The following is a 26,191-nucleotide window of genomic DNA, read 5'->3' as shown; positions in this document are numbered from 1 at the left end:
TTGACCCGGGGGCCTTTCCCGTATGTGAGGCTGTGCCCCATGGCCGTCGTCCGTGACCTGCGCGTCCTGCTGCGCCTGAAGGGTTTCCGGCGCCTGCTCGCCGTACGCCTGCTCTCCCAGGGCGCCGACGGTGTCTACCAGGTCGCGCTCGCCACCTATGTGGTCTTCTCCCCGGAGAAGCAGACCTCGCCCGCGGCGATCGCCTCCGCGATGGCGGTCCTGCTGCTCCCGTACTCCCTGGTGGGCCCCTTCGCCGGCGTTCTGCTGGACCGCTGGCGCCGCCGCCAGGTCTTTCTGTACGGCAACCTGCTGCGCGCCGCACTGGCATCGGCGACGGCCGTGCTGATGATCGCGTCCGTCCCGGACTGGCTCTTCTACGTCTCGGCCCTCTGCGTCACCGCCGTCAACCGCTTCGTTCTCGCAGGCCTGTCCGCCGCGCTGCCGCGTGTGGTGGACGAGGAGCGTCTGGTGATCGCCAACTCGCTCTCTCCGACGGCCGGCACCCTGGCCGCGACGGCCGGCGGCGGCCTCGCCTTCGTCGTACGCCTCGTGGTCGCGGACTCCGATGCCGCCGTGGTGCTGCTCGGGGCCGCCCTGTACCTGTGCGGGGCGCTGGCGTCGCTTCGCATCGCCGTGGAGTTGCTGGGCCCCGATCCCGCGCTCGTCCCGCCTCGGCTGGCCTCGGCTCTCGTCGGCGCCGCCCGCGACCTGGTGGCGGGGGTCCGTCATCTGGCCGCGCCCGCACGCCGGGAAGCGGCCTGGTCGCTCGCGGGCATGACGCTGATGCGGTTCTGCTACGGCGCCCTGTTGGTGATGCTGCTGATGCTGTGCCGGTACGCCCTGACCTCGGACACGGACGAGGGGCTCGCTCTGCTGGGGCTGGCGCTGGGCGTCTCCGGCGCGGGCTTCTTCGCGGCCGCGGTGATCACTCCCTGGGCGGCGGGACGGCTCGGGCCCGGCCGCTGGCTGGCGGTGTGCGCGGGGGCCGCCACGGTGCTGGTCCCGGCACTCGGTCTGCCGTTCGCCACCGTGCCGCTGCTCGCCGCCGCGTTCGTCCTGGGCCTGACGACGCAGGGGGCGAAGATCGCGACCGACACGGTCGTGCAGTCCTCGGTCGACGATGCCTTCCGTGGCCGGATCTTCTCCGTGTACGACGTGCTGTTCAACGTCGCCTTCGTCGGCGCCGCCGGGGTGGCCGCGTTGATGCTGCCGCCGGACGGGCGGTCGGTGCCGCTGGTCGTGACAGTCGCCTTGGTCTACGGAGTGGTTGCGACGGCTATGGCCCGGTTTGAGAGCCAGTAAGTGTCACATCAGTGCCACAGAGCCCCACCGGACTACAGAGATGTCAGTGGGACCCGATAGCTTACGTGCGTCTTATTTCGCGCCATGTCCGCGACACGCACCTATGTATTCAGGGGGACCCCCAGTGACCACTCCGCCGCCGCCCCAGGGCAACCCGTTCGCGCAGGGCCAGCCGCAGGCTCCGCAGCAGCCCCACGGGCAGAACCCCTTCGCCCAGGGCCAGCAGCCGGGCTTCCCGCAGCAGCCTGGTCAGCCCGGTTTCCCTCAGCAGGGTGCACCGTACGCCCCGGTGCCGCCGCAGCCGCCGCGCCGCAACAAGTTCAAGCTGATCAAGAACATCGTCATCGCCGTGGTCGTTGTCGGTGTGGCCGTCGGTGGTTACATCGCCAGCCGGGACGACGCCACCTCGGCCGCGGTCGGCGACTGCATGCACCGTGGCAGCAGCAGCGACAGCAACCCGGATCTCGAGGTCGTCGACTGTGGCGACTCGAAGGCCCAGTACGTGGTGCTGGCCAAGGTCGAGGGTTCCTACTCCGCTCTCACCGCCGAGAACAAGTGCTCGGAAGAGGCCAAGGACTTCCAGTACTCGTACACCGAGAGCGGTAGCGGCAGCGACTTCCTGCTCTGCCTGAAGGACTACAAGAAGTAGGGCAAAGAAGTAGGGCAGAGGTTCGGACGCTTCACGCGGACGGTCTTGAGGGGCGGTGTTTCACGTGAAACACCGCCCCTTCGCTTGTCCGCCGCCAGCCTCACGCTTCGTCACCGGCGTCGTGTTTCACGTGAAACATGACGCCGGTCCACGATTCACGCCTCCTGCTCGGCCCACCACTCCTTGAGCGCCGCCACCGCCGCGTCGTGTTCCATCGGCCCGTTCTCAAGGCGGAGCTCCAGCAGGTGCTTGTAGGCCTGACCGACGGCCGGTCCGGGACGGACGCCGAGGATCTCCATGATCTGGTTGCCATCCAGGTCCGGGCGGATCGCGTCCAGTTCCTCCTGCTCCTGGAGCTGCGCGATCCGCTCCTCCAGCCCGTCATACGCGCGCGACAGCGCCGAGGCCTTGCGCTTGTTGCGGGTCGTGCAGTCCGAACGGGTCAGCTTGTGGAGCCGGTCGAGCAGAGGCCCGGCGTCCCGGACATACCGACGGACCGCGGAGTCCGTCCACTCGCCCGTGCCGTAACCGTGGAAACGCAGGTGCAGCTCGACCAGGCGCGAGACGTCCTTCACCAGGTCGTTGGAGTACTTGAGCGCGGTCATGCGCTTCTTCGTCATCTTGGCCCCGACCACTTCGTGGTGGTGGAACGAGACCCGGCCGTCCTTCTCGAAGCGGCGCGTGCGCGGCTTGCCGATGTCGTGCAGCAGGGCCGCAAGGCGCAGGGTCAGGTCGGGGCCCTCGTTCTCCAGGGCCATCGCCTGCTCCAGGACGATGAGTGTGTGGTCGTAGACGTCCTTGTGCCGGTGGTGCTCGTCCCGCTCCAGGCGCAGCGCCGGCAGCTCGGGCAGGACCCGCTCGGCGATACCGCTCTCCACCAGCAGGCTCAGCCCCTTGCGCGGGTGAGAGGAGAGGACCAGCTTGTTCAGCTCGTCCCGGACCCGCTCGGCCGAGACGATGTCGATGCGTCCGGCCATGTCCTTCATGGCGGCGACCACCTCGGGAGCCACCTCGAAGTCCAGCTGCGCGGCGAACCGCGCGGCCCGCATCATCCGGAGCGGATCGTCGGAGAAGGAATCCTCGGGGGTGCCCGGAGTACGCAGCACACGCGCCGCGAGATCGTCGAGCCCGCCGTGCGGATCGATGAACCTCTTCTCCGGGAGCGCGACGGCCATCGCGTTCACCGTGAAGTCACGCCGAACGAGGTCCTCCTCGATGGAGTCGCCGTACGACACCTCCGGCTTGCGCGAGGTGCGGTCGTACGCCTCCGACCGGTAGGTGGTCACCTCGATCTGCCAGCCGTCTTTCTGCGCCCCGACAGTGCCGAACGCGATCCCGACCTCCCAGACGGCGTCCGCCCAGGGTCGCACGATCTTCAGTACGTCCTGCGGGAGGGCGTCGGTCGTGAAGTCCAGGTCGTTGCCGAGCCGGCCGAGCAACGCGTCCCGGACCGAGCCACCGACCAGGGCAAGAGAGAACCCGGCCTCCTGGAAGCGGCGGGCGAGGTCGTCGGCGACAGGGGCGACCCGCAGCGGTTCGCTCACGGCGCGGGGCTGCTCCTGGCTGAGGGCACTGGGGCTGGCTTCGTTGGCGTTCGGCACAACAGAAGAGGGTACGTGGCCCGAGCGGAGACCGACGTCCCCATTGATCGGGTTGATCGCGCACCGAAACCCCCACTTCCACTGCGCTCCCTTTATAGGCGCACATACGGGGCAGCCGCGCTCGGTGGCGGATCTTGTGGCCTACTCCGCGGCACTTCCCCTCGGCGCGCATCGTTACCATTCGTGGACGCACATTCCGACGACCACTGACGACGACGAGGGACGGGCGAGCGCGTGGCCGAGGCGGCAGACTTCCAGGGGACCAGTCCCTCACCTGCCCGCCGGTGGCTACGGCGCACCACGGCGCTGATCGCCGGGGCGCCGCTGCTGGCCGGCCTGGTGCAGCTGCCGGCCGCCGGATCGGCACACGCCGACGGGCAGTCCTCGGCCAAGGCCGACGCGGATTCGGGCTCGGTGGCCGTCGCGGTCGACTCGCTCACCCCCTCCGCGCCCACGGACGGGGACACGGTGACCGTGTCGGGCACCGTGACCAATCACGGCAAGCAGGCCGTCACCGACGCCCACGTGGGCCTGCGCGTGGGGCCCGAGGTCAACACCCGCTCGTCCCTCGACGCGATCGCCAAGGACAGCAACGATCTTCAGGGGACCATCGCCCCGGAGATCGACGACAAGTACACCGAAAAGTTCTCCAAGCTCAGCCCCGGCGTCGCCGAGCACTTCAACATCTCCGTGCCGGTCGACGACCTGGACCTGGGCGAGGACGGCGTCTACGAATTCGCCGTCTCGCTGTCCGGGGAGACCTCCGCGCAGCCCTGGGAGCAGATCCTCGGCATCCAGCGGACCTTCCTGCCCTGGCAGCCCGACGAGGCCGACCCCAAGACGAAGACGACGGCTCTGTGGCCGCTCGTGTCGACCACGCACATGGCCGCCGAGACGGGACCGAACGAGGAGCAGACACCGGTCTTCCTCAACGACGACCTGGCCAAGGAGATCTCCCCCGGGGGCCGGCTGAACCAGATGGTGACGCTGGGCAAGGACCTCGACGTCACCTGGGTGGTCGACCCGGACCTGCTGGCCTCCGTCGACGCGATGACGGGCAGCTACCGCGTCCGGGACGGCGACAAGACGGTCGCCGGCACCCATCAGACGGTCGCCAAGGAGTGGCTCGCCGAGCTGCAGGACGCGGTGGCCGACAAGGAGGTCGTCGCCCTTCCCTTCGCCGACCCGGACCTGGCGTCCCTCGCCCACAACGGCACGGATGTCACCGGGTCGCTGAACCAGCTGAAGAGTGCCACGGACGTCATCGACAACACGGTCGAGCCGATCCTCCACGTGAAGCCGAACACCGACTTCGCCTGGCCCGTGGACGGCGCCGTCGACGGGTCGATCGTCAAGGTCGCCACCTCCGCGGGCGCCGACAAGGTGATCGCCCGCAGCGACAGCCTCCAGGAGACCAGCGGCTTGCCGTACACGCCCTCCGCGGCCCGCCCCATCGGCGGCGGCACGACGGCCGTCGTCGCGGACGCCCGGCTGTCCACCGCGTTCGAGGGCGATCTGACGAGGGCCTCCGCGTCCACGCTCGCGGTGCAGCGGTTCCTTGCCCAGAGCCTGTCCCTGGGCCTCCAGACCGGCAAGCAGCGCAGCGTCGTCATCGCGCCGCAGCGCATGCCCTCCGGGAACCAGGCACGCGCGATGGCCGAGGCGCTGCGGGCGATGCAGGGCGGCACCTGGTCCGAGTCGCAGAAGCTGGCGGCGGCCGCCACGGCCAAGCCGGACCCGGACGCCACCACCAAGGTGCCCGGAATCTCCTCCTACCCCTCGGCGCTGCGCGAGAAGGAACTGCCCCGGACGGCGTTCGTGCAGACCGCGCGGACCCAGGACACGCTCGACAACTTCAAGGTCGTCCTGTCGGACCCGTCCCGGGTGGTGACGCCGTTCGGGCGCGCACTGAACCGGGAGATGTCCGCGTCGTGGCGAGGCCGGGCCGCCGAGGCGGAGTCCTTCCGCGACGATGTGAAGTTGTACCTCGACGGGCTGACCGGCCGGGTCAGACTGATCGACAAGTCGGAGACGAAGCTCTCCGGTCGCAGCGCCACGATTCCCGTGACGGTGCAGAACAACCTGGTGCAGGACGTCGGCCCCTTGGTCCTGCGGCTCACCTCGACCAACCCGACGCGGCTCGAGATCGATGGCGCCGCCTACGAGGAGCAGCCGATCTCGGTCTCCGGCGGCCACAGCCAGTCGGTGAAGTTCACCACGTCGGCCAACGCCAACGGCCGTGCGACGGTGATCGCCCAGCTGTACACGATGGACGGGCGGAAGTACGGCGAGCCCGTCACCTTCGACGTGAAGGTCACCGAGATCACGGCCACCGTGATGCTCGTCATCGGCGGCGGTGTCCTGCTGCTCGTCCTCGCCGGCTTCCGGATGTACACACAGCGCAAGCGGGCCGCCGCCCGCGACGCGGAGAAGAGCGAAACCGGCGAGACGAAGGAGCCCGAGGGCTCGGAGGGCTCGGAGAACTCCGGGAACGGTCCGCAGAACCCGGAAGGCTCCGACGAACGTCTCAAGGAAGAGTCCGAGGCACGCCCCCGGGCAGGCGACCCGGAGCAGCCGAGTGACCCGACACCGGACACCGCAGCGGAAAGCGCCGACCCGTCCGGCACGGGTGAGAGAGTGGACCGTTGAGGATGTCGTGGCCGGTGGGCCCGGGACGATGAGGTGGGGTAACCATGAACGCGCCGTACGACGGTGACCGCGGTCAGACCGTGGACGGCTCGGGTAACCCCGAGGGTCCGCCGCCCGACCCCGGCCAGGCACCGCCGCAGCCGCCCGCGGACATGTACCTCCAGGACGCCTACGACCAGGATCCCTACCGGGCGCAGGACCTCTCCGCCCAGGACCCGGTCTCCGAGGCGCTCTACGACCGCGCCGCGCACCCCCCGCCGCCCCCGGGCACGTATCCGCCGCAGCAGCCGCTGTACTCCCAGCCCTCCCAGTCTCCCTACGCCCCCGACCCACGCGTCTGGGCCCAGACCCCGGCCCCCGAGCCGGAGGGCCCGACGCAGTACCTGCCGTACGGCGACGACCCGCGGACCACCCAGTACGTCGGCGTGGACGACCTGGTCACCCAGGCCGGCGAGCAGCGCCACGAGCCGGACGCCTTCGCCCACCTCTTCCGGGACCAGCAGCAGGGCGGCGGCCACCCCTCCTACGACGACCACGCCTCCGTGCCCGCCCCCGCACCGGCGCCGGGGCAGTACGACGGGACACCGGGGCCGGGACAGTACGGCGCGCACCAGGGACCCGACCCGTACGGGAACGCACCGGCCTACGGTCAGTACGGCGGCCCCGCTCCGGCGCCCGGGCAGCAGCAGCACGCGGCGCCCGCGCCTGGCCAGTACGCGGTGGCGCCCACTCCGGAAGCGGCCGAGGCGCCCCTCCAGGAGCCCGAGCCCGCCGCCGCACCGGCCGCCGCGCCCAAGAAGGGCGGGCGTGCGGGGGGCCTGCTGAAGTCGAGCGCCGTAATGGCGGCGGGCACGATGGTGTCGCGGCTCACCGGGTTCATCCGGTCCGCGATGATCGTCTCGGCGCTGGGACTCGCGCTGCTGGGCGAGTCGTTCCAGATCGCCTACCAACTGCCGACGATGATCTACATCCTGACCGTCGGCGGCGGCCTCAACTCGGTCTTCGTCCCGCAGCTCGTGCGCGCCATGAAGGAGGACAAGGACGGCGGCGAGGCCTACGCCAACCGGCTTCTGACCCTGGTCATGGTCGCCCTCGGAGTGCTCACCGCGCTCGCCATGCTCGCGGCACCGCTGCTGGTTCGCGCGCTGTCGAACCCGGTCGCCTCCAACCCGGCGGCCAACGAGACGGCCGTCACCTTCACCCGGTACTTCCTGCCGTCCATCTTCTTCATGGGCGTCCACGTGGTGATGGGGCAGATCCTCAACGCCCGCGGCCGGTTCGGCGCGATGATGTGGACCCCAGTCCTGAACAACATCGTCATCATCGTCACGCTCGGCACGTTCATCTGGGTCTACGGCACCGCCGGCGACTCCGGCATGACGGTCCAGAACATCCCGCCGGAAGGCGAGCGGCTGCTCGGCGTCGGCGTACTCCTCGGCCTCGTGGTCCAGGCCCTGGCGATGATCCCCTACCTGCGCGAGACCGGATTCAAGCTGCGGCTGCGGTTCGACTGGAAGGGTCACGGCCTGGGCAAGGCCGCGATGCTCGCCAAGTGGACGATCCTGTTCGTCCTCGCCAACCAGGCCGGCGCCCTCGTCGTCACCCAGCTGGCCACGGCGTCGGTCACGGACACCAACATCCCCGGCACCGGTTTCAGTGCCTATGCCAACGCCCAGCTGATCTGGGGCCTGCCGCAGGCCATCATCACCGTCTCCCTGATGGCCGCGCTGCTTCCCCGCATCTCCCGCTCGGCATCCGAGAACGACGGCGGCGCGGTCCGCGACGACATCTCCCAGGGCCTGCGCACGACGGCCGTCGCGATCGTGCCGGTCTCCTTCGGCTTCGTCGCCCTCGGCATCCCGATGTGCACGCTGATCTTCGGCTCCTCGGGTACGGGCGCTGCCACCAACATGGGCTACATGCTGATGGCCTTCGGCCTCGGTCTCGTCCCGTACTCCGTGCAGTACGTCGTCCTGCGTGCCTTCTACGCCTATGAGGACACCCGGACGCCCTTCTACAACACGGTCATCGTGGCCGCGGTCAACGCCACTGCCGCAGGGCTCTGTTACTTCCTGCTCCCGGCGCGCTGGGCCGTCGTAGGCATGGCCGCCTCCTACGGCCTGGCCTACGTGATCGGCGTGGGCGTCGCCTGGCGCAGGCTGCGCAAGCGGCTCGGCGGGGACCTGGACGGCGCCCGGGTGCTGCGGACGTACGCCCGGCTGTGCATCGCGTCCGTCCCGGCCGCCCTGCTCAGCGGTGCGGCCTGCTACGCGATCAGCCGTGCGCTCGGCCAGGGCGTACTGGGGTCGTTCGCGGCGCTGCTGGCCGGCGGGCTGCTCCTGTTCGGCGTCTTCTTCGTCGCCGCCCGCCGGATGCGTATCGAGGAAGTCAACTCGCTGGTCGGCATGGTGCGCGGACGCCTGGGACGCTGAGACCCGGGGTAGGCGCACAACCATCGTCCGCCGCCGTGTGTCGTGCATAGCGCCGGACTGTGGGCACAATTGGGTTCGGCGTCGGACTGCGCGCATCGGGAGTCGGCCGGCGCGCATCGAATGGGGAGGCAGGAACGACGGTGGCGGAACGGAGCACAGCTGCCGTCGACGTGGCAGACAACAGCGGCGATGAGCCGCTGACCGCCCAGGCGGACCAGTCCACGGCCGACGGGGTGGCCAACAACCGGGAGCGGGAAACGGACAGCGACGAGGCACAGGGGAGCCCCACGAGCGAGGATTCCGGCAAGGCCTCGCCTCCCGAACTGCACAGCGGGCACAAACTCGCCAGACGCTACCGCCTCGAGGAGTGCGTCACCCGTCTGGACGGCTTCAGCAGTTGGCGGGCCGTCGACGAGAAACTCCGCCGCGCCGTCGGGGTCCACATCCTTCCGGCGGATCACTCACGCGCCCGCTCCGTGCTGGCCGCGGCACGTTCCTCCGCCCTTCTCGGCGACCCCCGCTTCGTCCAGGTCCTCGACGCCGTCGAGGACAACGACATCGTCTACGTCGTGCACGAGTGGCTCCCCGACGCCACCGAGCTGACCGCTCTGCTCGCCTCCGGCCCGCTGGAGGTGTACGACGCCTACCAGATGGTGAGTCAGGTCGCGGGCGCCATGGCGGCCGCCCACCGTGAGGGCCTCGCCCATCTGCGCCTGAGCCCCACCGCGGTGCTGCGGACGTCGACGGGCCAGTGGCGGATTCGCGGACTCGCCGTCAACGCCGCGCTGCGCGGCATCAGTTCCGACACCCCGCAGCGCACCGACACCGAGGCCATCGGTGCCCTGCTGTACGCCACGCTCACCCAGCGCTGGCCGTACGAGAGCGACGCCCACGGTCTGGCCGGTCTGCCCAAGGACATCGGGCTGATCCCCCCGGACCAGGTGCGCGCGGGTGTCCACCGCGGCCTGTCCGAGCTCGCCATGCGGGCGCTCGCCAACGACGGCGCCACCGCCTCCCGCCACGAGTCTCCGTGCACCACGCCGGAGGAACTGGTGAAGGCAATCGGCGAGATGCCCCGCATCCGCCCGCCGGAGCCGACGTACACCGCCCCGCCCCAGTACCAGCGCACGGCCTACCAGCAGGGCGCCTACGGCCGTCCGGCACCGCACCCCGGCGCCACCCAGCCGGTGCCGACCCCGCCACCCCCGCTGCAGAGCCGTACCGGCAAGGCACTGAAGTGGAGCGTCTCCGCTCTGCTGATCGCCGCGCTCGGCCTGGGCAGCTGGCAGCTCGCGGACGCGATCATGGAGCGGGGCGGCAAGGCGGACGACCAGAATCAGACGCAGACGACGGACGGCGACAACGACAAGAACGACGAGCAGCCCAAGCCCGTCAAGCCGATCAGCATCCAAGGCTCCCAGGAGTACGTCGCCGAGGGCAGCGCCCAGGCACCGGGGGACGTGGCCAAGACCTACGACGGCGACCCTTCCACGTACTGGCGTACGAACAGGTACAACGACGGGCCGACGCTCGCGCCCTACAAGCCGGGCGTCGGAATTGTCTACGACCTCGGTTCGGCCAAGGAGCTCTCGACAGCGTCGATAGGTCTCCGGTACGCCGGTGATCACACGACGGTGCACCTCTACGCCACCGATTCGCTGTCGCCCTCGACGGGGATCGATGGGATGAAGGAGATCGCGACCGCCACCACCAGTGGCACCTCGCTGACGGCCAAGGCGGCGAAGCCGCTCAAAACCCAGTACGTTCTGCTGTGGATCACCGCCGTGCCGAGTGCTCCCTCCGACGGCTACAGCGGCGCCGGGTACAAGCAGGCCGTCACCGATGTGACGTTCAAGGGCTGAGAGCCCGCCGGGGAAAAGGGGGAGGCCTATGGCGGATGACACCGCATACGGCGGCATCAGCGATCAGGACCTCCTCGCCCGCCACGTAGAAGGCGACCCCGACGCCTTCGGTGAGCTCGTGCGCCGTCACCGGGACCGGCTCTGGGCGGTGGCCCTGCGGACGCTGGGGGATCGGGAGGAGGCCGCTGACGCCGTTCAGGACGCGCTCGTCTCCGCCTACCGCGCCGCCCACACCTTTCGCGGACAGGCAGCCGTCACGACGTGGCTGCACCGGATCACGGTCAACGCCTGCCTGGACCGCGCCCGCAAGGCCGCCTCCCGGAAGACCGCCCCCGTCGACGACACCGAGCGCCTGGAGCAGCTCCTGGAGCCGCACGAGTCGGCCTCGGCGCCCGCCGAGCGCAACGACCTGCATCGCCAGCTGCTGGAGGCCCTGGGTACCCTGCCGGCCGACCAGCGGGCCGCCCTCGTCCTGGTGGACATGCAGGGCTACCCCGTCGCGGAGGCTGCCCGGATCCTCGACGTGCCGACCGGCACGATCAAGAGCCGGTGCGCCCGGGGCAGAGCCAGACTCCTGCCGCTCCTCACCCACCTGCGACCGGACGGCAGCGGCGAGGACACGAAGCCGGGTGCGAAACGGAACCGGACGCAGGGGCCATCCGTCCCACCCGCAGCGGGACCGCACCGTGCGGGCCCGCCGGACGCGGGGCCGAGCGATTCAGCCGCAGTGAAGGGCGGAGGTGGACGAGCGTGACGTCGTCGACGACAGACATGACCGGGCACCCGGACGTCGCGGAGATCTCCGACCTCGCCGAAGGCCTGCTCCCGCCGTCCCGGACCGCGGACGTACGACAGCACCTGGAGACCTGCGAGCTGTGCGCGGACGTGCTCGCGTCGCTGGAGGAGATCCAAGGGCTGCTCGGCACGCTGCCTGGGCCGACGCGGATGCCCGACGACGTGGCCGGCCGTATCGACGCCGCCCTGGCGGCCGAGGCACTGCTGAGCGCCACCGTTACGGAACCCCCGGAGCCGACGCCTGCCGCTGCCGCGCCCGCCGCATCCGACAGGAACGACAGCGCGCGTCGTGTTTCACGTGAAACATCGGCCACAACGGACCGACCTTCCGGGCACGCCCGTCCTTCCTCCACCGGGCCGGGCCGCAAGGACCGCAAGCGAAGCGGGCGGCGCAGGATCGCCGTACTCGGCGCCGTGGCCGCCGCTGCCGCCATCGGGCTCGGCTCCGTGATCGTCTCCTCGGTCACCGGGGGGAGCCCGTCCGACGACACCGCGCTTGCGGACACCTTCTCCGAAGGAAAGTTGAAGGAGCAGGTCGCCGCTCTCATCGCCGACGACCAGGGCGGCGCGCAGAACGGACCGCGTACACCGCGCAGCTTCGGCATGGAATCCGAGACCGGTGGTGAGAACCGCGTCTTCAAGCAGCCGACGGTTCCCGAATGCATCCGGAAGGGCATCGGACGCAACGACGCGGCGCTGGCCACGAAGGACGGCGTCTACAAGGGCAAGGAAGCACTCCTCGTAGTGCTGCCCGGCGCCTCCAACGACAGCCGAGTGACCGCCTACATCGTCGAGTCGGCGTGTGTGTCTCAGCCTGCTGTCAGCAAGGCCGAGATCCTTTTGAAGCACTCCTACGCTCGTTCCTGAGCGCTCGCGCCCGGCCCTCTTCGGCGTATGCCCGACCCCTCGACTCCGTGTGCCCGGACACAGCGGGAATGCGCGCCCCGTAGGATCCGTTGGGTGGGGTGAGAGCTCCGAGAGAAGCTCCACCCGGCCCTGAAGACGCAGTCCAGAGACGAGGAATGAAGCCGTGAGCGACGTCCGAAACGTGATCATCATCGGCTCCGGGCCCGCCGGCTACACGGCGGCGCTCTACACCGCGCGCGCGTCGCTGAAGCCGCTGGTGTTCGAGGGCGCCGTCACCGCGGGTGGTGCCCTGATGAACACCACCGAGGTGGAGAACTTCCCGGGCTTCCAGGACGGCATCATGGGCCCCGAGCTCATGGACAACATGCGCGCCCAGGCCGAGCGCTTCGGCGCCGAGCTGATCCCGGACGATGTCGTCGCCGTCGACCTGAGCGGCGAGATCAAGAAGGTCACCGACACCGCGGGTACCGTCCACCAGGCCAAGGCCGTCATCATCACCACCGGTTCCCAGCACCGCAAGCTCGGCCTGCCCAACGAGGACGCCCTCTCCGGCCGCGGCGTCTCCTGGTGCGCGACCTGCGACGGCTTCTTCTTCAAGGACCAGGACATCGCCGTGATCGGCGGCGGTGACACCGCGATGGAGGAGGCCACGTTCCTCTCCCGCTTCGCCAAGTCCGTGACGATCGTCCACCGCCGTGACACGCTGCGCGCGTCCAAGGCGATGCAGGAGCGCGCCTTCGCCGACCCCAAGATCTCGTTCGTCTGGGACAGCGAGGTCGCCGAGGTCCAGGGCGACCAGAAGCTGTCGGGCCTGAAGCTGCGCAACGTCAAGACCGGCGAGCTCTCGGACCTGGCGGTGACCGGCCTGTTCATCGCGATCGGTCACGACCCGCGTACCGAGCTCTTCAAGGGCCAGCTCGACCTGGACCCGGAGGGCTACCTGAAGGTCGACGCCCCGTCGACCCGCACCAACCTGACCGGCGTCTTCGGCGCCGGAGACGTGGTCGACCACACCTACCGCCAGGCGATCACCGCCGCCGGCACGGGCTGCTCCGCCGCCCTCGACGCCGAGCGCTTCCTCGCCGCGCTCACCGACGAGGACAAGGCCGAGCCCGAGAAGACCACTGTCTGACCCCCATCCGCCCCACGCATCAACCAGTTAAGGAGCCCGCAGTGGCCGGCACCCTGAAGCAAGTGACCGACGACTCCTTCGAGCAGGACGTCCTCAAGAACGACAAGCCCGTCCTGGTGGACTTCTGGGCCGCTTGGTGCGGTCCGTGCCGTCAGATCGCGCCGTCCCTCGAGGCCATCGCCGCCGAGTACGGTGACAAGATCGAGATCGTCAAGCTCAACATCGACGAGAACCCGGGTACGGCCGCCAAGTACGGCGTCATGTCCATCCCGACCCTGAACGTCTACCAGGGTGGCGAGGTCGCCAAGACCATCGTCGGCGCCAAGCCGAAGGCCGCGATCGTTCGCGACCTCGAGGACTTCATCGCCGACTGACGTTTCACGTGAAACACGAATGGGCCGACCCGGATGGGTCGGCCCATTCGCTTTACAGCGGTCCTCCGCACCGCACTCCGCTACAGCGGTCGCAGCGCGGGTTCCTTCTGGACGGCTCCGAGCAGCCGGTCCAGTGCCATCTCCACGTCTTCCTTCCAAGACAGCGTGGACCGGAGATCCAACCGCAGCCTCGGATGGCTGGGATGGGGCCGAACCGTCTTGAAGCCCACAGCCAGCAGATGGTCCGCCGGCAGGACGCAGGCGGGCTCCTTCCAGCGGGCGTCCCCGAACGCCTCGATCGCCTTGAAGCCCCGGCGCAGCAAATCCTTGGCGACCGTCTGAACCATCACCCGGCCCAGCCCTTGCCCCTGATAGCCCGGCATCACGAAGGCGGTCATCAACTGCACAGCGTCGGGCGAGACGGGACTCGTGGGAAACGCGGTCGAGCGCGGTACGTATGCGGGAGGTGCGTAGAGGACGAAGCCCACCGGAACGTCGTCGACGTAGACCACCCGGCCGCATGATCCCCAGTCCAGCAGGACAGCGGAGATCCAGGACTCCTTCTCCAGGGTCGGCGTGCCCGCCTTTACCGCGGCTTCGCCGCTGACGGGGTCCAGCTCCCAGAAGACACACGAGCGACAGCGCTGGGGAAGGTCCTGAAGGTTGTCCAGCGTGAGCGGTACGAGCCGGCGCCCCATGAAGGCTGTTCCTCGCTTCCTTCGCCCGCCGCGTCGCGGGCGGCTGTCAGAGCGCTCCGTTCCCTGAGCAGGCTGCCGATGAACCCACCGACCGCGCCCAGCCCCAAGCCCGCGCTCACCAGTCCGGTGCGGCTCATCGATCGCATGGCCCCTGCCTTCCTCTCAGAGGTGCTGCCAGGTGCTTGCGCCTTCCCGATCGCATCGTATCCACGATGCGGTGACCCCGACACCGACGGAAAGCAAAGGGCGGGCCGTGTTCCGGTACGCACCGGACACGACCCGCCCCATCGGCCGGTGGAGCACCGACGAGTGCTCCACCGGCCCGAGTCTCAGGAGTCGGACTCTTCCGCTTCGCCCTCCAGGAGGCCCTTCTGCAGCACGGGCCCCTCACCGGGAGCGAGGCTCCCAAGGATCCGCTCAAGATCCTCCATGGAGGCGAACTCCACGGTGATCTTGCCCTTCTTCTGTCCCAGGTCGACCTTCACGCGCGTCTCGAAGCGGTCCGAGAGCCGCGTCGCCAGATCAGAGAGCGCCGGCGAGACGAGGGAACCGGCCCGCGGGCCCTTGGCCCGCTGCGCCTTCTGCGGCCGGGACCCCATCAGGGTCACGATCTCCTCGACCGACCGCACCGAGAGCCCCTCGGCCACGATCCGATGGGCCAGCCGGTCCTGGTCCTCCGGGTCCTCCACGGAGAGCAGCGCACGAGCGTGCCCGGCGGAGAGCACTCCGGCAGCCACTCGGTTCTGAACCTTCGGCGAGAGCTTCAGCAGACGCAGCGTGTTGGAGACCTGCGGGCGGGAGCGGCCAATTCGGTCCGCCAGCTGGTCGTGCGTGCAGTTGAAGTCCTTCAGCAGCTGGTCGTAGGCGAAGGCCTCTTCCAGCGGGTTCAGCTGAGCCCGGTGAAGGTTCTCCAGCAGCGCGTCCAGGAGAAGCTTCTCGTCCTCCGTGGCCCGCACGATCGCCGGGATGGTCTCCATCTCCAGTTCCCGGCATGCCCGGAACCGGCGCTCACCCATGATGAGCTCGTAGCGTCCGGGCCCCGTCTGCCGGACGACGACAGGCTGGAGAAGGCCGACCTCCCTGATGGAGGTGACCAGCTCGGCCAGCGCGTCGTCGTCGAAGTCCTTACGCGGCTGCTTCGGGTTCGGCGTGATGGAGTCGAGCGGGACCTCTGCGAAGTGCGCCCCCACGGGCGACCTCAGCGCGTCCACCCCACTCGATGCCGGACCGGTTGCCGCCGACTCCTCCGTTTCACGTGGAACAGGCGGCAGCGTGGCTACCTTCGCCGCGGCCACACCGCGGTCATTCGGCAGCAGGGGCATCGCCCCCGGGGACGCGGAAGCCGCATTCCCCAGCGCCGCCGACGCCACCGACTTCTCCGTCGGAGCATTGGGGATCAGTGCGCCCAGACCTCGGCCCAGCCCCCTCCGTCGCTCACTCACTGGATCCCCTCCACCATGCTCGGGTCGTTCTGTGCGCCGATATGGGCATGCGTCGCGTCGTAGCTGACGCCCACGCCCTTCAGCGCGATCTCGCGTGCCGCCTCCAGATAGGAGAGGGCTCCGCTCGATCCTGGATCGTAGGTCAGTACCGTCTGCCCATAGCTCGGGGCCTCGGAGATACGGACCGAGCGAGGAATGCTCGTCCGCAGTACCTCGTCGCCGAAGTGGCTGCGCACCTCGTCGGCGACCTGGGACGCGAGCCGCGTCCGGCCGTCGTACATGGTGAGCAGGATCGTCGACACATGCAGGGTGGGGTTGAGGTGCCCGCGAACCAGGTCGACGTTGCGCAGCAGCTGTCCCAGCCCCTCCAGCGCGTAGTACTCGCACTGGATCGGGATCAGCACCTCCTGGCCCGCGACGAGGGCGTTGACCGTCAGCAGGCCGAGGGAGGGCGGGCAGTCGATGAGGATGTAGTCCAGCGGCTGCTCGTATGCCTGGATCGCCCGCTGAAGCCGGCTCTCACGTGCCACCAGAGAGACCAGCTCGATCTCCGCACCGGCGAGATCGATGGTGGCGGGCGCGCAGAAGAGGCCCTCGACGTCGGGGACCGGCTGGACCACCTCCGAGAGCGGCCTGCTCTCGACCAGTACGTCGTAGATGGATGGGACGTCGGCGTGGTGGTCGATGCCCAGCGCAGTGGAGGCGTTGCCCTGCGGGTCGAGGTCGACGACCAGGACCCGGGCACCGTGCAGGGCAAGCGACGCGGCAAGGTTGACGGTCGTCGTCGTCTTGCCCACACCGCCCTTCTGATTGGCGACCACCATGACCCTGGTCTGCTCGGGCCGCGGCAATCCCTCGCCGGCGCGGTCCAAGGCTTCCACCGCCAGTTGGGCAGCACGACCGATCGGAGTGTCGTCCATCGGAGGCGGTGTTTCACGTGAAACATCCGCCCCCATCGACTCGGTACGGGGACCGGGGACCGGATCGGTCATCGGTCCCGCGATATTGGCGTCGGACCGCAAGGATTCACTCTCCTCGACTTCAGGCTCGCAATGAACAGAGCCTCCCATGTCTTCGGGGTCATGAACCAGTGAGGCCTGGCCTTCTGTGGAGAAATCCACCTCTGTGGACAACTCCCCGCCCTCTCCGAGCGACCCGAGAGGCTTTCGATCGCGGGGGTCGGCCGCGGCGCGGCCGCGACTGATGATGCCGTGCAGCAGTGAGCGACGTTTCACGTGAAACACGATGCACAGCAGCCGATGCCGAAATGCCGCGACACTCCGGCATGCATAGGTTTGGCAGCTTGTGTGGAGTACGGCTCACCATCAGGACGCATCAGCGCCGTCGGTGACGCAGCAACCGAATGAGGCTATCCGCGACGCCTCCGGGCACGCCCCGTCCGGGCCGCCTTGGCCCGCTTGGCAGCGAAACGCACGCCACCCGGGCTCTCCCCGACCTCGACCCGCACCACGGTGGACATGGGGTCCACGACCCCCTCGCCGACATGCAGGATGGACGTCTCCACCGCACCCAGCTTGCTCAGCGCCGTGGCCGCGGCCTTCAACTCCTCCTCGGCCGTGTCGCCCTTGAGGGCGAGCATCTCGCCGTACGGGCGCAGCAGCGGAACCCCCCACGTGGCGAGGCGGTCCAGCGGAGCAACGGCACGGGCGGTCACCACATGCACCGGCGGCATCTTCCCCATGACCTCCTCGGCCCGGCCACGCACGACGGTGACATGGTCCAGGCCCAGCAGCTCCACGACCTCGGTCAGGAAGTTCGTGCGCCGCAGCAGCGGCTCCAGGAGCGTGATCTTCAGATCCTCCCGGACGAGCGCCAGTGGGATCCCCGGCAATCCGGCACCCGAACCGACGTCGCACACCGTCACGCCCTCGGGCACGACCTCCGAGAGCACCGCGCAGTTCAGCAGATGCCGCTCCCACAGGCGGGGAACCTCACGGGGACCGATCAGACCGCGCTTCACCCCTGCCTCGGCGAGCAGTTCCGCGTAGCGGACCGCGTCCGCGTACCGATCGCCGAACACGTCACGTGCCTGCTCGGGCACAGGGGGAAGCTCCGCTGCCTCCGTCACGGGGACCGTCCTTCCGTACGGCACCGGCGCACCAGTCGCCGCTATCAGAACCACCAGAACTATCAGGCTGACAAAGTTCGGCCCCGCCTGCGCAACAGACGGGGCCGGAGAACGAGAGGACCGATCAGGCAGGAAGCACGACGACGAAGCGCTCCGGCTCCTCGCCCTCGGACTCGCTGCGCAGCCCCGCCGCCTTGACCGCGTCGTGCACGACCTTGCGCTCGAACGGTGTCATCGGCTTCATTCGCACGGACTCGCCGCTGCTCCTGACCTCGGCTGCGGCCTTGGCGCCCAGCTCGGAGAGCTCGGCCCGCTTCGTGGCCCGGTAACCCGCGATGTCGAGCATCAGCCGGCTGCGGTCGCCGGTCTCCCGGTGCACGGCCAGGCGCGTGAGCTCCTGCAGAGCCTCCAGCACCTCGCCGTCCCGGCCGACCAGCTTCTGCAGGTCACGGCTGTTCGAATCGCTGATGATCGAGACAGAGGCACGGTCGGCCTCGACGTCCATGTCGATGTCGCCGTCGAGGTCGGCGATGTCGAGCAGACCCTCCAGGTAGTCCGCGGCGATCTCGCCCTCGTTCTCGAGGCGAGTCAGGGTGTCTGCGCCCTCGGCAGCGGCGGAGGTGGTGCCTTCCGTCACGGGATGGACTCCTTTTTACTTCTTCGACGGGGACTTGGGCCGCTGCGGGCCCTTGCGCTGTCCGGACTGGGCCTTGCTGCGGCCACCGCCGCCGGACTTCTGCGCCGGCTTCTTGGCGGCGGCAGGCTTGGCGTCCTGCTTGCCGTCCTGCGGCTCGTCCGACTTGGTCAGCGAGGTCTTGGGCTCGGACTCGCCGGCCGCCTTCACGGACTGGCGCTGAGACTTGCTCTGCCGCTTGGGCTGCTGGCGCTTGGGAGTGGCCGGAGTGGCCACGGTCGCGCCGTCCTCGGTCTGGGTGGCGACGGCCGTGTCGCTCTTCAGCACGGTGCCGTCGGGCTGAGCCGCCAGGCCCGCCTTGTTCAGACCGTTGATGAACTTCCGCTCGAACTCGTTGCGGTCCCGGCCCTTGGCGACGATGGCCTTGACGACGGCCTTCTCACCACGGCCACGCGTCTTGCCGTGCTGGGTGACGCTCTTGTGCAGGCGCTCCAGGTAGGACGCCTGGGCCTTGGAACCCGGTGTCGGGTTGTTGCGGATGACGTACATCTGCTGACCCATGGTCCACACGTTCGTGGTGAGCCAGTAGACGAGGACACCGACGGGGAAGTTGATGCCGAAGACGGCGAACATGACCGGGAAGACGTACATCAGCATCTTCTGCTGCTGCATGAACGGCGTCTTCACCGTCGTGTCGACGTTCTTGGTCATCAGCTGGCGCTGGGTGAAGAACTGCGACGCCGACATCAGCACGATCATGATCGCGGTGACGACCCGGACGTCGGTCAGCGAGGACCCGAGGGCCTCCACCTTGGAAGCGCCGTCGGTGAACTTCGAGGCCAGCGGCGCACCGAAGATGTGGGCCTTCTGGGCGCTCTCCAGCAGGCGGTCGTTGATCACACCGATGGTGTCGTTCGACGCGATGCTGTTGAGCACGTGGTACAGGGCGAAGAAGAACGGGGACTGCGCCAGGATGGGAAGGCACGAGGAGAGCGGGTTGGTGCCCGTCTCCTTGTACAGCTTCATCATCTCTTCGGACTGGCGCTGCTTGTCGTTCTTGTAGCGCTCCTGGATCTTCTTCATCTCCGGCTGGAGCGTCTGCATCCCGCGCGTCGCCTTGATCTGCTTCACGAAGAGCGGGATCAGGCAGATACGGATGAGGATCACCAGGGACACGATGGACAGGCCCCAGGCCCATCCGGTGTCCGGCCCGAAGATGGCGCCGTACACGCTGTGGAACTGGACGATGACCCAGGAGACAGGTGTCGTGATGAAGCTGAAGAGGCTGGCAATCGTGTCCACTAATCATGCTCCTTGGGCATGGGACTGGGTCTCTGCGGCCGGGCTCGAAGGACCGGACGGACTCGCGGGAGAAGCCTGTCCTTCGATGGCCGGTTCGGCGGCGGAGGGCCCGCCCTTGCGTGCACGCCAGGCGTCACGCAGCATTTCGTGCCACCGCGGGCGCTTACGCGGCGGAACATGGTCCACGCCGCCCAGCGACCACGGATTGCACCGCAGGATGCGCCAAGCGGTGAGCGCCGTGCCCTTGAGAGCACCGTGCCGGTCGACGGCCGTGTAGCCGTAGTGGGAACACGACGGGTAGTACTTGCACACCGGCCCCAGCAGCGGACTGATCGTCCACTGGTACAGCTTGATCAGAGCCAGCAGCGGGTACTTCATCGCGCGCCCCCTCCCAGTAGCCGCTCCAGGGCGGCGTCCAGGTCTTGGGCCAGCTGTGCATGGTCGGCGTCACCCGCACCGGGTAGCGCTCGTACGACTACCAGGCTACCGGGGGGAAACAGGTCGATCCGGTCGCGCATCAGATGGCGAAGCCTGCGCTTCACCTTGTTGCGCACCACCGCACCACCCACAGCTTTGCTCACGACGAAACCCGCACGTGTCGGGGGAGCGCTCTCCCCAGGCGCGTGCGGGTCCGTGGCACCGCTTCGAAGGTGGACGACGAGAGCCGGGCGTCCGGCCCGGCGGCCTCGTCGTACCGCGGTCGCGAAGTCCTCGCGCCGCCTCAGCCGGTTCTCGGTGGGCAGCACGATGTCATGACCTGACCGGGATCAGGCGGACAGACGGGCGCGACCCTTGCTACGGCGAGTCGCGAGAATCGCGCGGCCGGCACGGGTACGCATACGCAGCCGGAAGCCGTGGGTCTTCGCGCGGCGACGGTTGTTCGGCTGGAAGGTGCGCTTGCTCACTCGGGGGCTCCAGAAAGAATCGGGGTTGGCGGGGTGCCGTCCTGGCTGTCACCGTGCGCCCACGAGTAGCTCGCGTTACGCCCGAGTGCACCGCTTTTCGATCACCTTGTACGTGACCTGTGCCCATCGGAGGCAGGCGGCAGCAGCCATCGACAACTCGACCTGGTTACGGTACGTGGGACTGCGCCATTCGGTCAAACCAGCGGTGACCGGTAGACACTTGTCCACAGGCTGGGGACAACAACTTGAACCCTACCGGCCACGCTGACTACCGTGACTGGACTCCGATTCGTTCCCTTATCCCTGCCCCACTCGAGTTTCATCCCGACCCGTCCCCGAATCACACCTTCGAGGGACTCGTGAGAGAGCGTGCCCTGTGGCTGACGTACCTGCCGATCTTGCCGCAGTGTGGCCACGCGTACTGGAGCAACTTCTCGGGGAGGGCCGCGGGCAGGGTGTCGAGTCGAAGGACGAGCACTGGATCCGGCGCTGCCAGCCCCTCGCGCTGGTCGCCGACACCGCTCTGCTCGCCGTACCGAACGAATTTGCGAAAGGCGTACTGGAGGGCCGCCTCGCCCCCGTCGTCAGCGAGACCCTGAGCCGCGAATGCGGCCGGCCGATCCGCATCGCGATCACCGTCGACGACACCGCCGGCGACCCCGCGCCGCCCGCCCCGCAGACGCAGGCCGCCCGCCCCCAGCCCCGCTACGAGGAGCCCGAGCTCCCCGCCCCCGGCCACCAGGGGCAGGGCGGCGGCCGCGACGAGTACGAGGGATACGGCCGCCACCGCGCCGATCAGCTCCCCACCGCCCGCCCCGCCTACCCGCAGGAGTACCAGCGCCCCGAGCCCGGCTCCTGGCCGCGCCCGGCGCAGCAGGACGACTACGGCTGGCAGCAGCAGCGCCTCGGCTTCCCCGAGCGCGACCCCTACGCGACACCGCCGCAGGAGTCCTACGGCCAGGAGCCCTATCCCAAGGACTCGTACCAACAGGACTACCGTCAGCAGTCGCCGGACCGCCCGCCGTACGACTCCCAGCGCGGCACATACGAACGCGGTGAGTACGAGCGCGGCGACTACGAACGCGGTGACCGCGAGCAGTCCCGCAACGACTACGAACAGGCGCGTAACGACTACGACCAGCCGCGCGGCGACTACGACCAGCGCGGCCCCCGGCGAGACCTGCCCGAGCCGCCGTCCGGCTCCGGCCACGTCCACCGCGGCGGCCCCGTCGGACCCGGACCCGCCACCGGCGCCCCCGGCCCGCTGGCCGCACAGCCCGCACCGGCGACCGGACCCGGCGAGCCGACGGCCCGGCTGAACCCGAAGTACCTCTTCGACACCTTCGTCATCGGCGCCTCCAACCGGTTCGCCCACGCGGCCGCCGTCGCCGTCGCCGAGGCACCCGCCAAGGCCTACAACCCCCTCTTCATCTACGGGGAGTCGGGCCTCGGCAAGACCCACCTCCTGCACGCCATCGGGCACTACGCCCGCAGCCTCTACCCCGGCACGCGCGTGCGGTACGTGAGCTCCGAGGAGTTCACCAACGAGTTCATCAACTCCATCCGCGACGGCAAGGGCGACAGCTTCCGCAAGCGCTACCGGGAGATGGACATCCTGCTCGTCGACGACATCCAGTTCCTGGCGGACAAGGAGTCGACGCAGGAGGAGTTCTTCCACACCTTCAACACGCTCCACAACGCCAACAAGCAGATCGTTCTCTCCTCCGACCGGCCGCCCAAGCAGCTGGTCACGCTGGAGGACCGGCTGCGGAACCGTTTCGAGTGGGGCCTGATCACCGACGTCCAGCCGCCCGAGCTGGAGACCCGCATCGCGATCCTGCGCAAGAAGGCGGTGCAGGAGCAGCTCAACGCCCCGCCCGAGGTACTGGAGTTCATCGCCTCCCGGATCTCGCGCAACATCCGCGAACTGGAGGGCGCGCTGATCCGGGTGACGGCGTTCGCGTCGCTCAACCGGCAGCCGGTCGACCTGGGCCTCACCGAGATCGTCCTCAAGGACCTGATCCCCGGCGGCGAGGACTCGGCCCCCGAGATCACGTCCACGGCCATCATGGGCGCCACCGCCGACTACTTCGGCCTCACCGTCGAGGACCTGTGCGGCACCTCGCGCGGGCGCGCGCTGGTGACGGCCCGGCAGATCGCCATGTACCTGTGCCGGGAGCTGACGGACCTCTCGCTGCCGAAGATCGGCGCACTGTTCGGCGGCCGGGACCACACCACGGTGATGCACGCCGACCGCAAGATCCGCAATCTGATGGCCGAGCGGCGCTCCATCTACAACCAGGTGACCGAGCTGACCAACCGCATCAAGAACGGCTGACGGCCGCCGGCACCGGCCGCAAAGGGCGCCCCGGGACATCCCGGGGCGCCCTTTGCGTGCCCGGGGGATCGCACTGCCGTCCTGCCCGCTGTTCGAATACCTGCCGGGTTACGGGCGTCCTCCACAGATTCGGCTACTTTTTTCCGTCCACACCTTGGGGACTGGGAAGTTGTCCCGATCCTGTCCACAGGCCAGGGTGTTGAGGGATCATCAGGGCAGGTCAGATCCCTGTGGATTCGTGGACGAACGATCTCCACAGCCTGTGGACAAAGAAATGATCCACAGGCTGTGCATCGAGTTGTCCACGGGCGACCCACAGGCTGAGGCCCGTTGTCCCCAGCGATCCCCAGCTTCTCCACATGGCTGTCCACTGTTCGGCAACGCGACGCGCCCCGTCACCGCGTCGAGTGAAAGGCGTCACATCAAGGTGCCTGGTTGGGCTGTGGGAAACGTGGGTAAACCTGGGGACGGCTCTGGGGAGAAGTCGCCTCTGCCTGTGCACGGAGTGTGCAGAACTTTCTGTTCTCCACAGATACGCCCGGTTGTCCACCGGCTCCGCCCACAGGGCCGGTGGACAAAATTCCTGCTCTGACCTGGGCAAACGAGGTTATCCACGGTATCCACAGGCCCTACTACTACTAGCGACTAGAGAGAGTGCGGAATCCGTTTCGAAGCGGGCCCTGTGCACAACTCGCTCTCTCGAGCCCGACCGCCCCTCGTCGCGACTTGACCCCGAACGGCACCTACTGTCAGTGGGGTGCGTCAGACTGGTCCCCGGTGTTCTGCCCCTCACAGGGACCGACGACACCGACCCAGACGACGAAGGCCAGGCAGGGCGAGCAGCGCCGGCAACAGCAGGAGGCGGCAACAGTGAAGATCCGGGTGGAACGCGACGTACTCGCGGAGGCAGTGGCCTGGGCGGCTCGCAGCCTCCCGGCCCGTCCGCCGGCGCCGGTCCTCGCGGGCCTGCTGCTGAAGGCCGAGGAAGGGCAGCTGAGCCTGTCCAGCTTCGACTACGAGGTCTCCGCGAGGGTCTCGGTGGAGGCGGAGATCGAGGAGGAGGGCACGGTCCTCGTCTCGGGCCGCCTGCTCGCCGACATCTCCCGCGCCCTCCCCAACCGGCCGGTGGAGATTTCCACAGACGGTGTACGGGCGACGGTGGTCTGCGGCTCCTCGCGGTTCACCCTCCACACCCTGCCGGTGGAGGAGTACCCGGCCCTGCCGCAGATGCCGGAGGCGACCGGCACGGTCCCCGGCGAGGTCTTCGCCTCGGCCGTGCAGCAGGTCGCCATCGCCGCCGGCCGCGACGACACGCTGCCCGTCCTCACCGGTGTGCGCATCGAGATCGAGGGCGACTCGGTGACGCTGGCCTCCACCGACCGCTACCGCTTCGCGGTCCGCGAGTTCCTGTGGAAGCCGGAGAACCCCGAGGTCTCCGCGGTCGCCCTGGTGCCCGCCAAGACGCTCCAGGACACCGCCAAGGCGCTGACCAGCGGCGACCAGGTCATCCTGGCGCTGTCCGGCTCGGGCGCGGGCGAGGGCCTGATCGGTTTCGAGGGTGCGGGCCGCCGGACGACGACCCGTCTGCTGGAGGGCGACCTCCCGAAGTACAAGACCCTCTTCCCGACGGAGTTCAACAGCGTCGCCGTGATCGAGACCGCCCCCTTCGTGGAGGCCGTCAAGCGCGTGGCCCTGGTCGCCGAGCGCAACACCCCGGTGCGGCTCAGCTTCGAGCAGGGCGTGCTCATCCTGGAGGCCGGTTCCAGCGACGACGCACAGGCTGTGGAAAGGGTCGACGCGCAGCTGGAGGGCGACGACATCTCGATCGCCTTCAACCCGACGTTCCTGCTGGACGGCCTGAGCGCGATCGACTCGCCGGTGGCGCAGCTGTCCTTCACGACGTCCACGAAGCCGGCGCTGCTCAGCGGCAAGCCCGCGGTGGACGCCGAGGCCGACGAGGCCTACAAGTACCTGATCATGCCGGTGCGGCTGAGCGGCTGAGCGGTCGGCCCCCCGGGGCCCGGCGCAGTGGTCCACAAGGTGGGGACAAACCCGCAGGTGAGGGCGTACGTCTGAGCGCGTACGCCCACAGCTGTGCACGGGCCTGCGGGTTTAGGCTCGGACGTGGGTACGAAAGTGCCGCGGCACGCATCCGGCGGTTCAGGACGTGCCGTCCCGCCACCTCGCACACCTTAAGGAACACAACTGATGGAGCTCGGTCTCGTCGGCCTCGGCAAGATGGGCGGCAACATGCGCGAGCGGATCCGCCGCGCGGGCCACACCGTCGTCGGATACGACCGCAATCCGGACCTCGCCGATGTCCACAGCCTCGAAGAGCTTGTGGGCAAGCTCAGCGCCCCGCGCGTGGTCTGGGTCATGGTCCCGGCCGGCGAGGCCACCCAGGCCACCGTCGACCGGCTCGGCGAGCTGCTGGAGCCCGGTGACGTGGTCGTGGACGGCGGCAACTCCCGCTGGACGGACGACGAGAAGCACGCCGAGGAGCTGGCCGCCAAGGGCATAGGCTTCGTCGACTGCGGCGTCTCCGGCGGCGTGTGGGGCCTGGAGAACGGTTACGCGCTGATGTACGGCGGCGACGCGGACGACGTCGCCCGGGTCCAGCCGGTCTTCGACGCACTCAAGCCGGAGGGCGACTTCGGCGCCGTGCACGCCGGCAAGGTGGGCGCGGGCCACTTCGCGAAGATGGTCCACAACGGCATCGAGTACGCGATGATGCAGGCCTACGCCGAGGGCTGGGAGCTGCTGGAGAAGGTCGACTCCGTGGAGAACGTCCGCGAGGTCTTCCGGTCCTGGCAGGAGGGCACGGTGATCCGTTCCTGGCTGCTGGACCTGGCGGTCAACGCGCTCGACGAGGACGAGCACCTGGGCGACCTGCGAGGTTATGCACAGGACTCCGGTGAGGGACGCTGGACTGTGGAGGCCGCGATCGACAACGCGGTGCCGCTGCCGGCGATCACGGCGTCGTTGTTCGCGCGGTTCGCGTCCCGGCAGGACGACTCGCCGCAGATGAAGATGATCGCCGCACTGCGCAATCAGTTCGGCGGCCACGCGGTCGAGAAGAAGTAAGCAACACCCGAAGGTCAACACCGGAGGGTCAGCACC

22 protein-coding genes are annotated in these 26,191 nt (G+C 69.0%); 12 read left to right on the top strand and 10 right to left on the bottom strand.

All coding sequences use genetic code 11. The annotated features are described in order from the left end of the window. The first annotated feature begins 39 nt into the window (after positions 1-39). Together RI578_RS20400 and RI578_RS20395 are read left to right on the top strand one after the other, a co-directional pair. Entirely contained in the window at positions 40-1,302 is a 1,263-nt protein-coding gene (locus RI578_RS20400) for an MFS transporter (protein ID WP_310872405.1), read from the top strand. Positions 1,303-1,405: 103 nt separating this feature from the next. Further along, complete coding sequence (locus RI578_RS20395) at positions 1,406-1,951, top strand: hypothetical protein (RefSeq protein WP_310872404.1); 546 nt, start codon at positions 1,406-1,408, stop codon at positions 1,949-1,951. A 155-nt stretch (positions 1,952-2,106) separates the two neighbouring features. Here RI578_RS20395 and RI578_RS20390 read toward each other — a convergent pair whose 3' ends face one another. Then, on the bottom strand, positions 2,107-3,552 hold the full coding sequence (locus tag RI578_RS20390; protein WP_310872403.1) for a CCA tRNA nucleotidyltransferase: 1,446 nt from the start codon (positions 3,550-3,552) through the stop codon (positions 2,107-2,109). A gap of 234 nt (positions 3,553-3,786) precedes the next feature. Here RI578_RS20390 and RI578_RS20385 point away from each other — a divergent pair, with 234 nt between their 5' ends. The 7 genes from RI578_RS20385 to trxA all read left to right on the top strand — a co-directional run bounded on the left by RI578_RS20385 (position 3,787) and on the right by trxA (position 13,663). Next, the gene (locus tag RI578_RS20385) at positions 3,787-6,201 is read left to right on the top strand and encodes a DUF6049 family protein (protein WP_310872402.1); all 2,415 of its coding nucleotides are present in this window, start codon (positions 3,787-3,789) and stop codon (positions 6,199-6,201) included. Between the two features lie 44 nt (positions 6,202-6,245). Beyond that, positions 6,246-8,633 carry a murein biosynthesis integral membrane protein MurJ gene (gene murJ, locus RI578_RS20380; RefSeq protein ID WP_310872401.1) on the top strand — a complete coding sequence of 796 codons (2,388 nt, stop codon included), beginning with the start codon at positions 6,246-6,248 and terminating at the stop codon, positions 8,631-8,633. A 140-nt stretch (positions 8,634-8,773) separates the two neighbouring features. Next, positions 8,774-10,495, top strand: a complete 1,722-nt coding sequence (locus RI578_RS20375) for a protein kinase family protein (RefSeq protein ID WP_310872400.1) — start codon at positions 8,774-8,776, stop codon at positions 10,493-10,495. Positions 10,496-10,523: 28 nt separating this feature from the next. Further along, positions 10,524-11,249 carry an RNA polymerase sigma factor SigM gene (sigM, locus tag RI578_RS20370; RefSeq protein ID WP_310872399.1) on the top strand — a complete coding sequence of 242 codons (726 nt, stop codon included), beginning with the start codon at positions 10,524-10,526 and terminating at the stop codon, positions 11,247-11,249. A 17-nt stretch (positions 11,250-11,266) separates the two neighbouring features. After that, complete coding sequence (locus RI578_RS20365) at positions 11,267-12,157, top strand: hypothetical protein (protein ID WP_310875816.1); 891 nt, start codon at positions 11,267-11,269, stop codon at positions 12,155-12,157. Between the two features lie 163 nt (positions 12,158-12,320). Next, positions 12,321-13,289, top strand: coding sequence for a thioredoxin-disulfide reductase (trxB, locus tag RI578_RS20360; protein WP_121748008.1), 969 nt, complete (start codon positions 12,321-12,323; stop codon positions 13,287-13,289). Between the two features lie 41 nt (positions 13,290-13,330). Then, complete coding sequence (gene trxA / locus RI578_RS20355; protein ID WP_121748009.1) at positions 13,331-13,663, top strand: thioredoxin; 333 nt, start codon at positions 13,331-13,333, stop codon at positions 13,661-13,663. Positions 13,664-13,743: 80 nt separating this feature from the next. Here the strand turns inward: trxA and RI578_RS20350 are convergent, their stop codons facing one another. The 9 genes from RI578_RS20350 to rpmH form a co-directional block, all read right to left on the bottom strand. Further along, the gene (locus RI578_RS20350) at positions 13,744-14,361 is read right to left on the bottom strand and encodes a GNAT family N-acetyltransferase (RefSeq protein ID WP_310872398.1); all 618 of its coding nucleotides are present in this window, start codon (positions 14,359-14,361) and stop codon (positions 13,744-13,746) included. Positions 14,362-14,690: 329 nt separating this feature from the next. After that, complete coding sequence (locus RI578_RS20345; RefSeq protein ID WP_310872397.1) at positions 14,691-15,803, bottom strand: ParB/RepB/Spo0J family partition protein; 1,113 nt, start codon at positions 15,801-15,803, stop codon at positions 14,691-14,693. After that, positions 15,800-16,873, bottom strand: coding sequence for a ParA family protein (locus RI578_RS20340; protein WP_310875815.1), 1,074 nt, complete (start codon positions 16,871-16,873; stop codon positions 15,800-15,802). The genes RI578_RS20345 and RI578_RS20340 overlap by 4 nt, the downstream gene beginning before the upstream one ends. A gap of 299 nt (positions 16,874-17,172) precedes the next feature. After that, positions 17,173-17,892 (bottom strand): 16S rRNA (guanine(527)-N(7))-methyltransferase RsmG, encoded by a 720-nt coding sequence (gene rsmG, locus RI578_RS20335; RefSeq protein WP_310872396.1) that lies wholly within the window; start codon positions 17,890-17,892, stop codon positions 17,173-17,175. 124 nt (positions 17,893-18,016) lie between these two features. Continuing rightward, positions 18,017-18,529 (bottom strand): R3H domain-containing nucleic acid-binding protein, encoded by a 513-nt coding sequence (locus RI578_RS20330; protein WP_310872395.1) that lies wholly within the window; start codon positions 18,527-18,529, stop codon positions 18,017-18,019. Between the two features lie 15 nt (positions 18,530-18,544). Next, positions 18,545-19,828 (bottom strand): membrane protein insertase YidC, encoded by a 1,284-nt coding sequence (gene yidC, locus RI578_RS20325; RefSeq protein ID WP_310872394.1) that lies wholly within the window; start codon positions 19,826-19,828, stop codon positions 18,545-18,547. A gap of 3 nt (positions 19,829-19,831) precedes the next feature. Then, the gene (gene yidD / locus RI578_RS20320; protein WP_310872393.1) at positions 19,832-20,206 is read right to left on the bottom strand and encodes a membrane protein insertion efficiency factor YidD; all 375 of its coding nucleotides are present in this window, start codon (positions 20,204-20,206) and stop codon (positions 19,832-19,834) included. Next, on the bottom strand, positions 20,203-20,574 hold the full coding sequence (gene rnpA, locus RI578_RS20315; RefSeq protein ID WP_121748016.1) for a ribonuclease P protein component: 372 nt from the start codon (positions 20,572-20,574) through the stop codon (positions 20,203-20,205). The genes yidD and rnpA overlap by 4 nt, the downstream gene beginning before the upstream one ends. Before the next feature lie 21 nt (positions 20,575-20,595). Beyond that, positions 20,596-20,733, bottom strand: coding sequence for a 50S ribosomal protein L34 (gene rpmH, locus RI578_RS20310; RefSeq protein ID WP_003975051.1), 138 nt, complete (start codon positions 20,731-20,733; stop codon positions 20,596-20,598). 376 nt (positions 20,734-21,109) lie between these two features. Between rpmH and dnaA the strand changes: the two genes are divergently transcribed. From dnaA to gnd, 3 genes are all read left to right on the top strand, one after another. Continuing rightward, positions 21,110-23,071, top strand: a complete 1,962-nt coding sequence (gene dnaA / locus RI578_RS20305) for a chromosomal replication initiator protein DnaA (RefSeq protein ID WP_310872392.1) — start codon at positions 21,110-21,112, stop codon at positions 23,069-23,071. An 870-nt stretch (positions 23,072-23,941) separates the two neighbouring features. Next, entirely contained in the window at positions 23,942-25,072 is a 1,131-nt protein-coding gene (gene dnaN, locus RI578_RS20300) for a DNA polymerase III subunit beta (protein WP_121748020.1), read from the top strand. 207 nt (positions 25,073-25,279) lie between these two features. Next, a complete protein-coding gene (gene gnd / locus RI578_RS20295; RefSeq protein ID WP_310872391.1) occupies positions 25,280-26,155 on the top strand; it encodes a phosphogluconate dehydrogenase (NAD(+)-dependent, decarboxylating) in 876 nt (291 codons plus the stop codon). Positions 26,156-26,191 lie beyond the last annotated feature (36 nt).

This window comes from Streptomyces sp. BB1-1-1 (genome assembly GCF_031597775.1).
GTDB lineage: Bacteria > Actinomycetota > Actinomycetes > Streptomycetales > Streptomycetaceae > Streptomyces > Streptomyces thinghirensis.
The sequence above is the reverse complement of the archived record's forward strand: the minus strand, read 5'-3'. Positions and strand labels throughout refer to the sequence as shown.

Excerpts from the sequence above, each read along its gene's own strand:
- RI578_RS20340 (WP_310875815.1), bottom strand. The coding sequence starts at position 16,873 with ATGGGAGGCTCTGTTCATTGCGAGCCTGAAGTCGAGGAGAGTGAATCC.
- gnd (WP_310872391.1), top strand. The coding sequence starts at position 25,280 with ATGGAGCTCGGTCTCGTCGGCCTCGGCAAGATGGGCGGCAACATGCGC.
- sigM (WP_310872399.1), top strand. The coding sequence starts at position 10,524 with ATGGCGGATGACACCGCATACGGCGGCATCAGCGATCAGGACCTCCTC.
- murJ (WP_310872401.1), top strand. The coding sequence starts at position 6,246 with ATGAACGCGCCGTACGACGGTGACCGCGGTCAGACCGTGGACGGCTCG.
- RI578_RS20350 (WP_310872398.1), bottom strand. The coding sequence starts at position 14,361 with ATGGGGCGCCGGCTCGTACCGCTCACGCTGGACAACCTTCAGGACCTT.
- RI578_RS20365 (WP_310875816.1), top strand. The coding sequence starts at position 11,267 with ATGACCGGGCACCCGGACGTCGCGGAGATCTCCGACCTCGCCGAAGGC.
- RI578_RS20400 (WP_310872405.1), top strand. The coding sequence starts at position 40 with ATGGCCGTCGTCCGTGACCTGCGCGTCCTGCTGCGCCTGAAGGGTTTC.
- yidD (WP_310872393.1), bottom strand. The coding sequence starts at position 20,206 with ATGAAGTACCCGCTGCTGGCTCTGATCAAGCTGTACCAGTGGACGATC.
- RI578_RS20395 (WP_310872404.1), top strand. The coding sequence starts at position 1,406 with ATGTATTCAGGGGGACCCCCAGTGACCACTCCGCCGCCGCCCCAGGGC.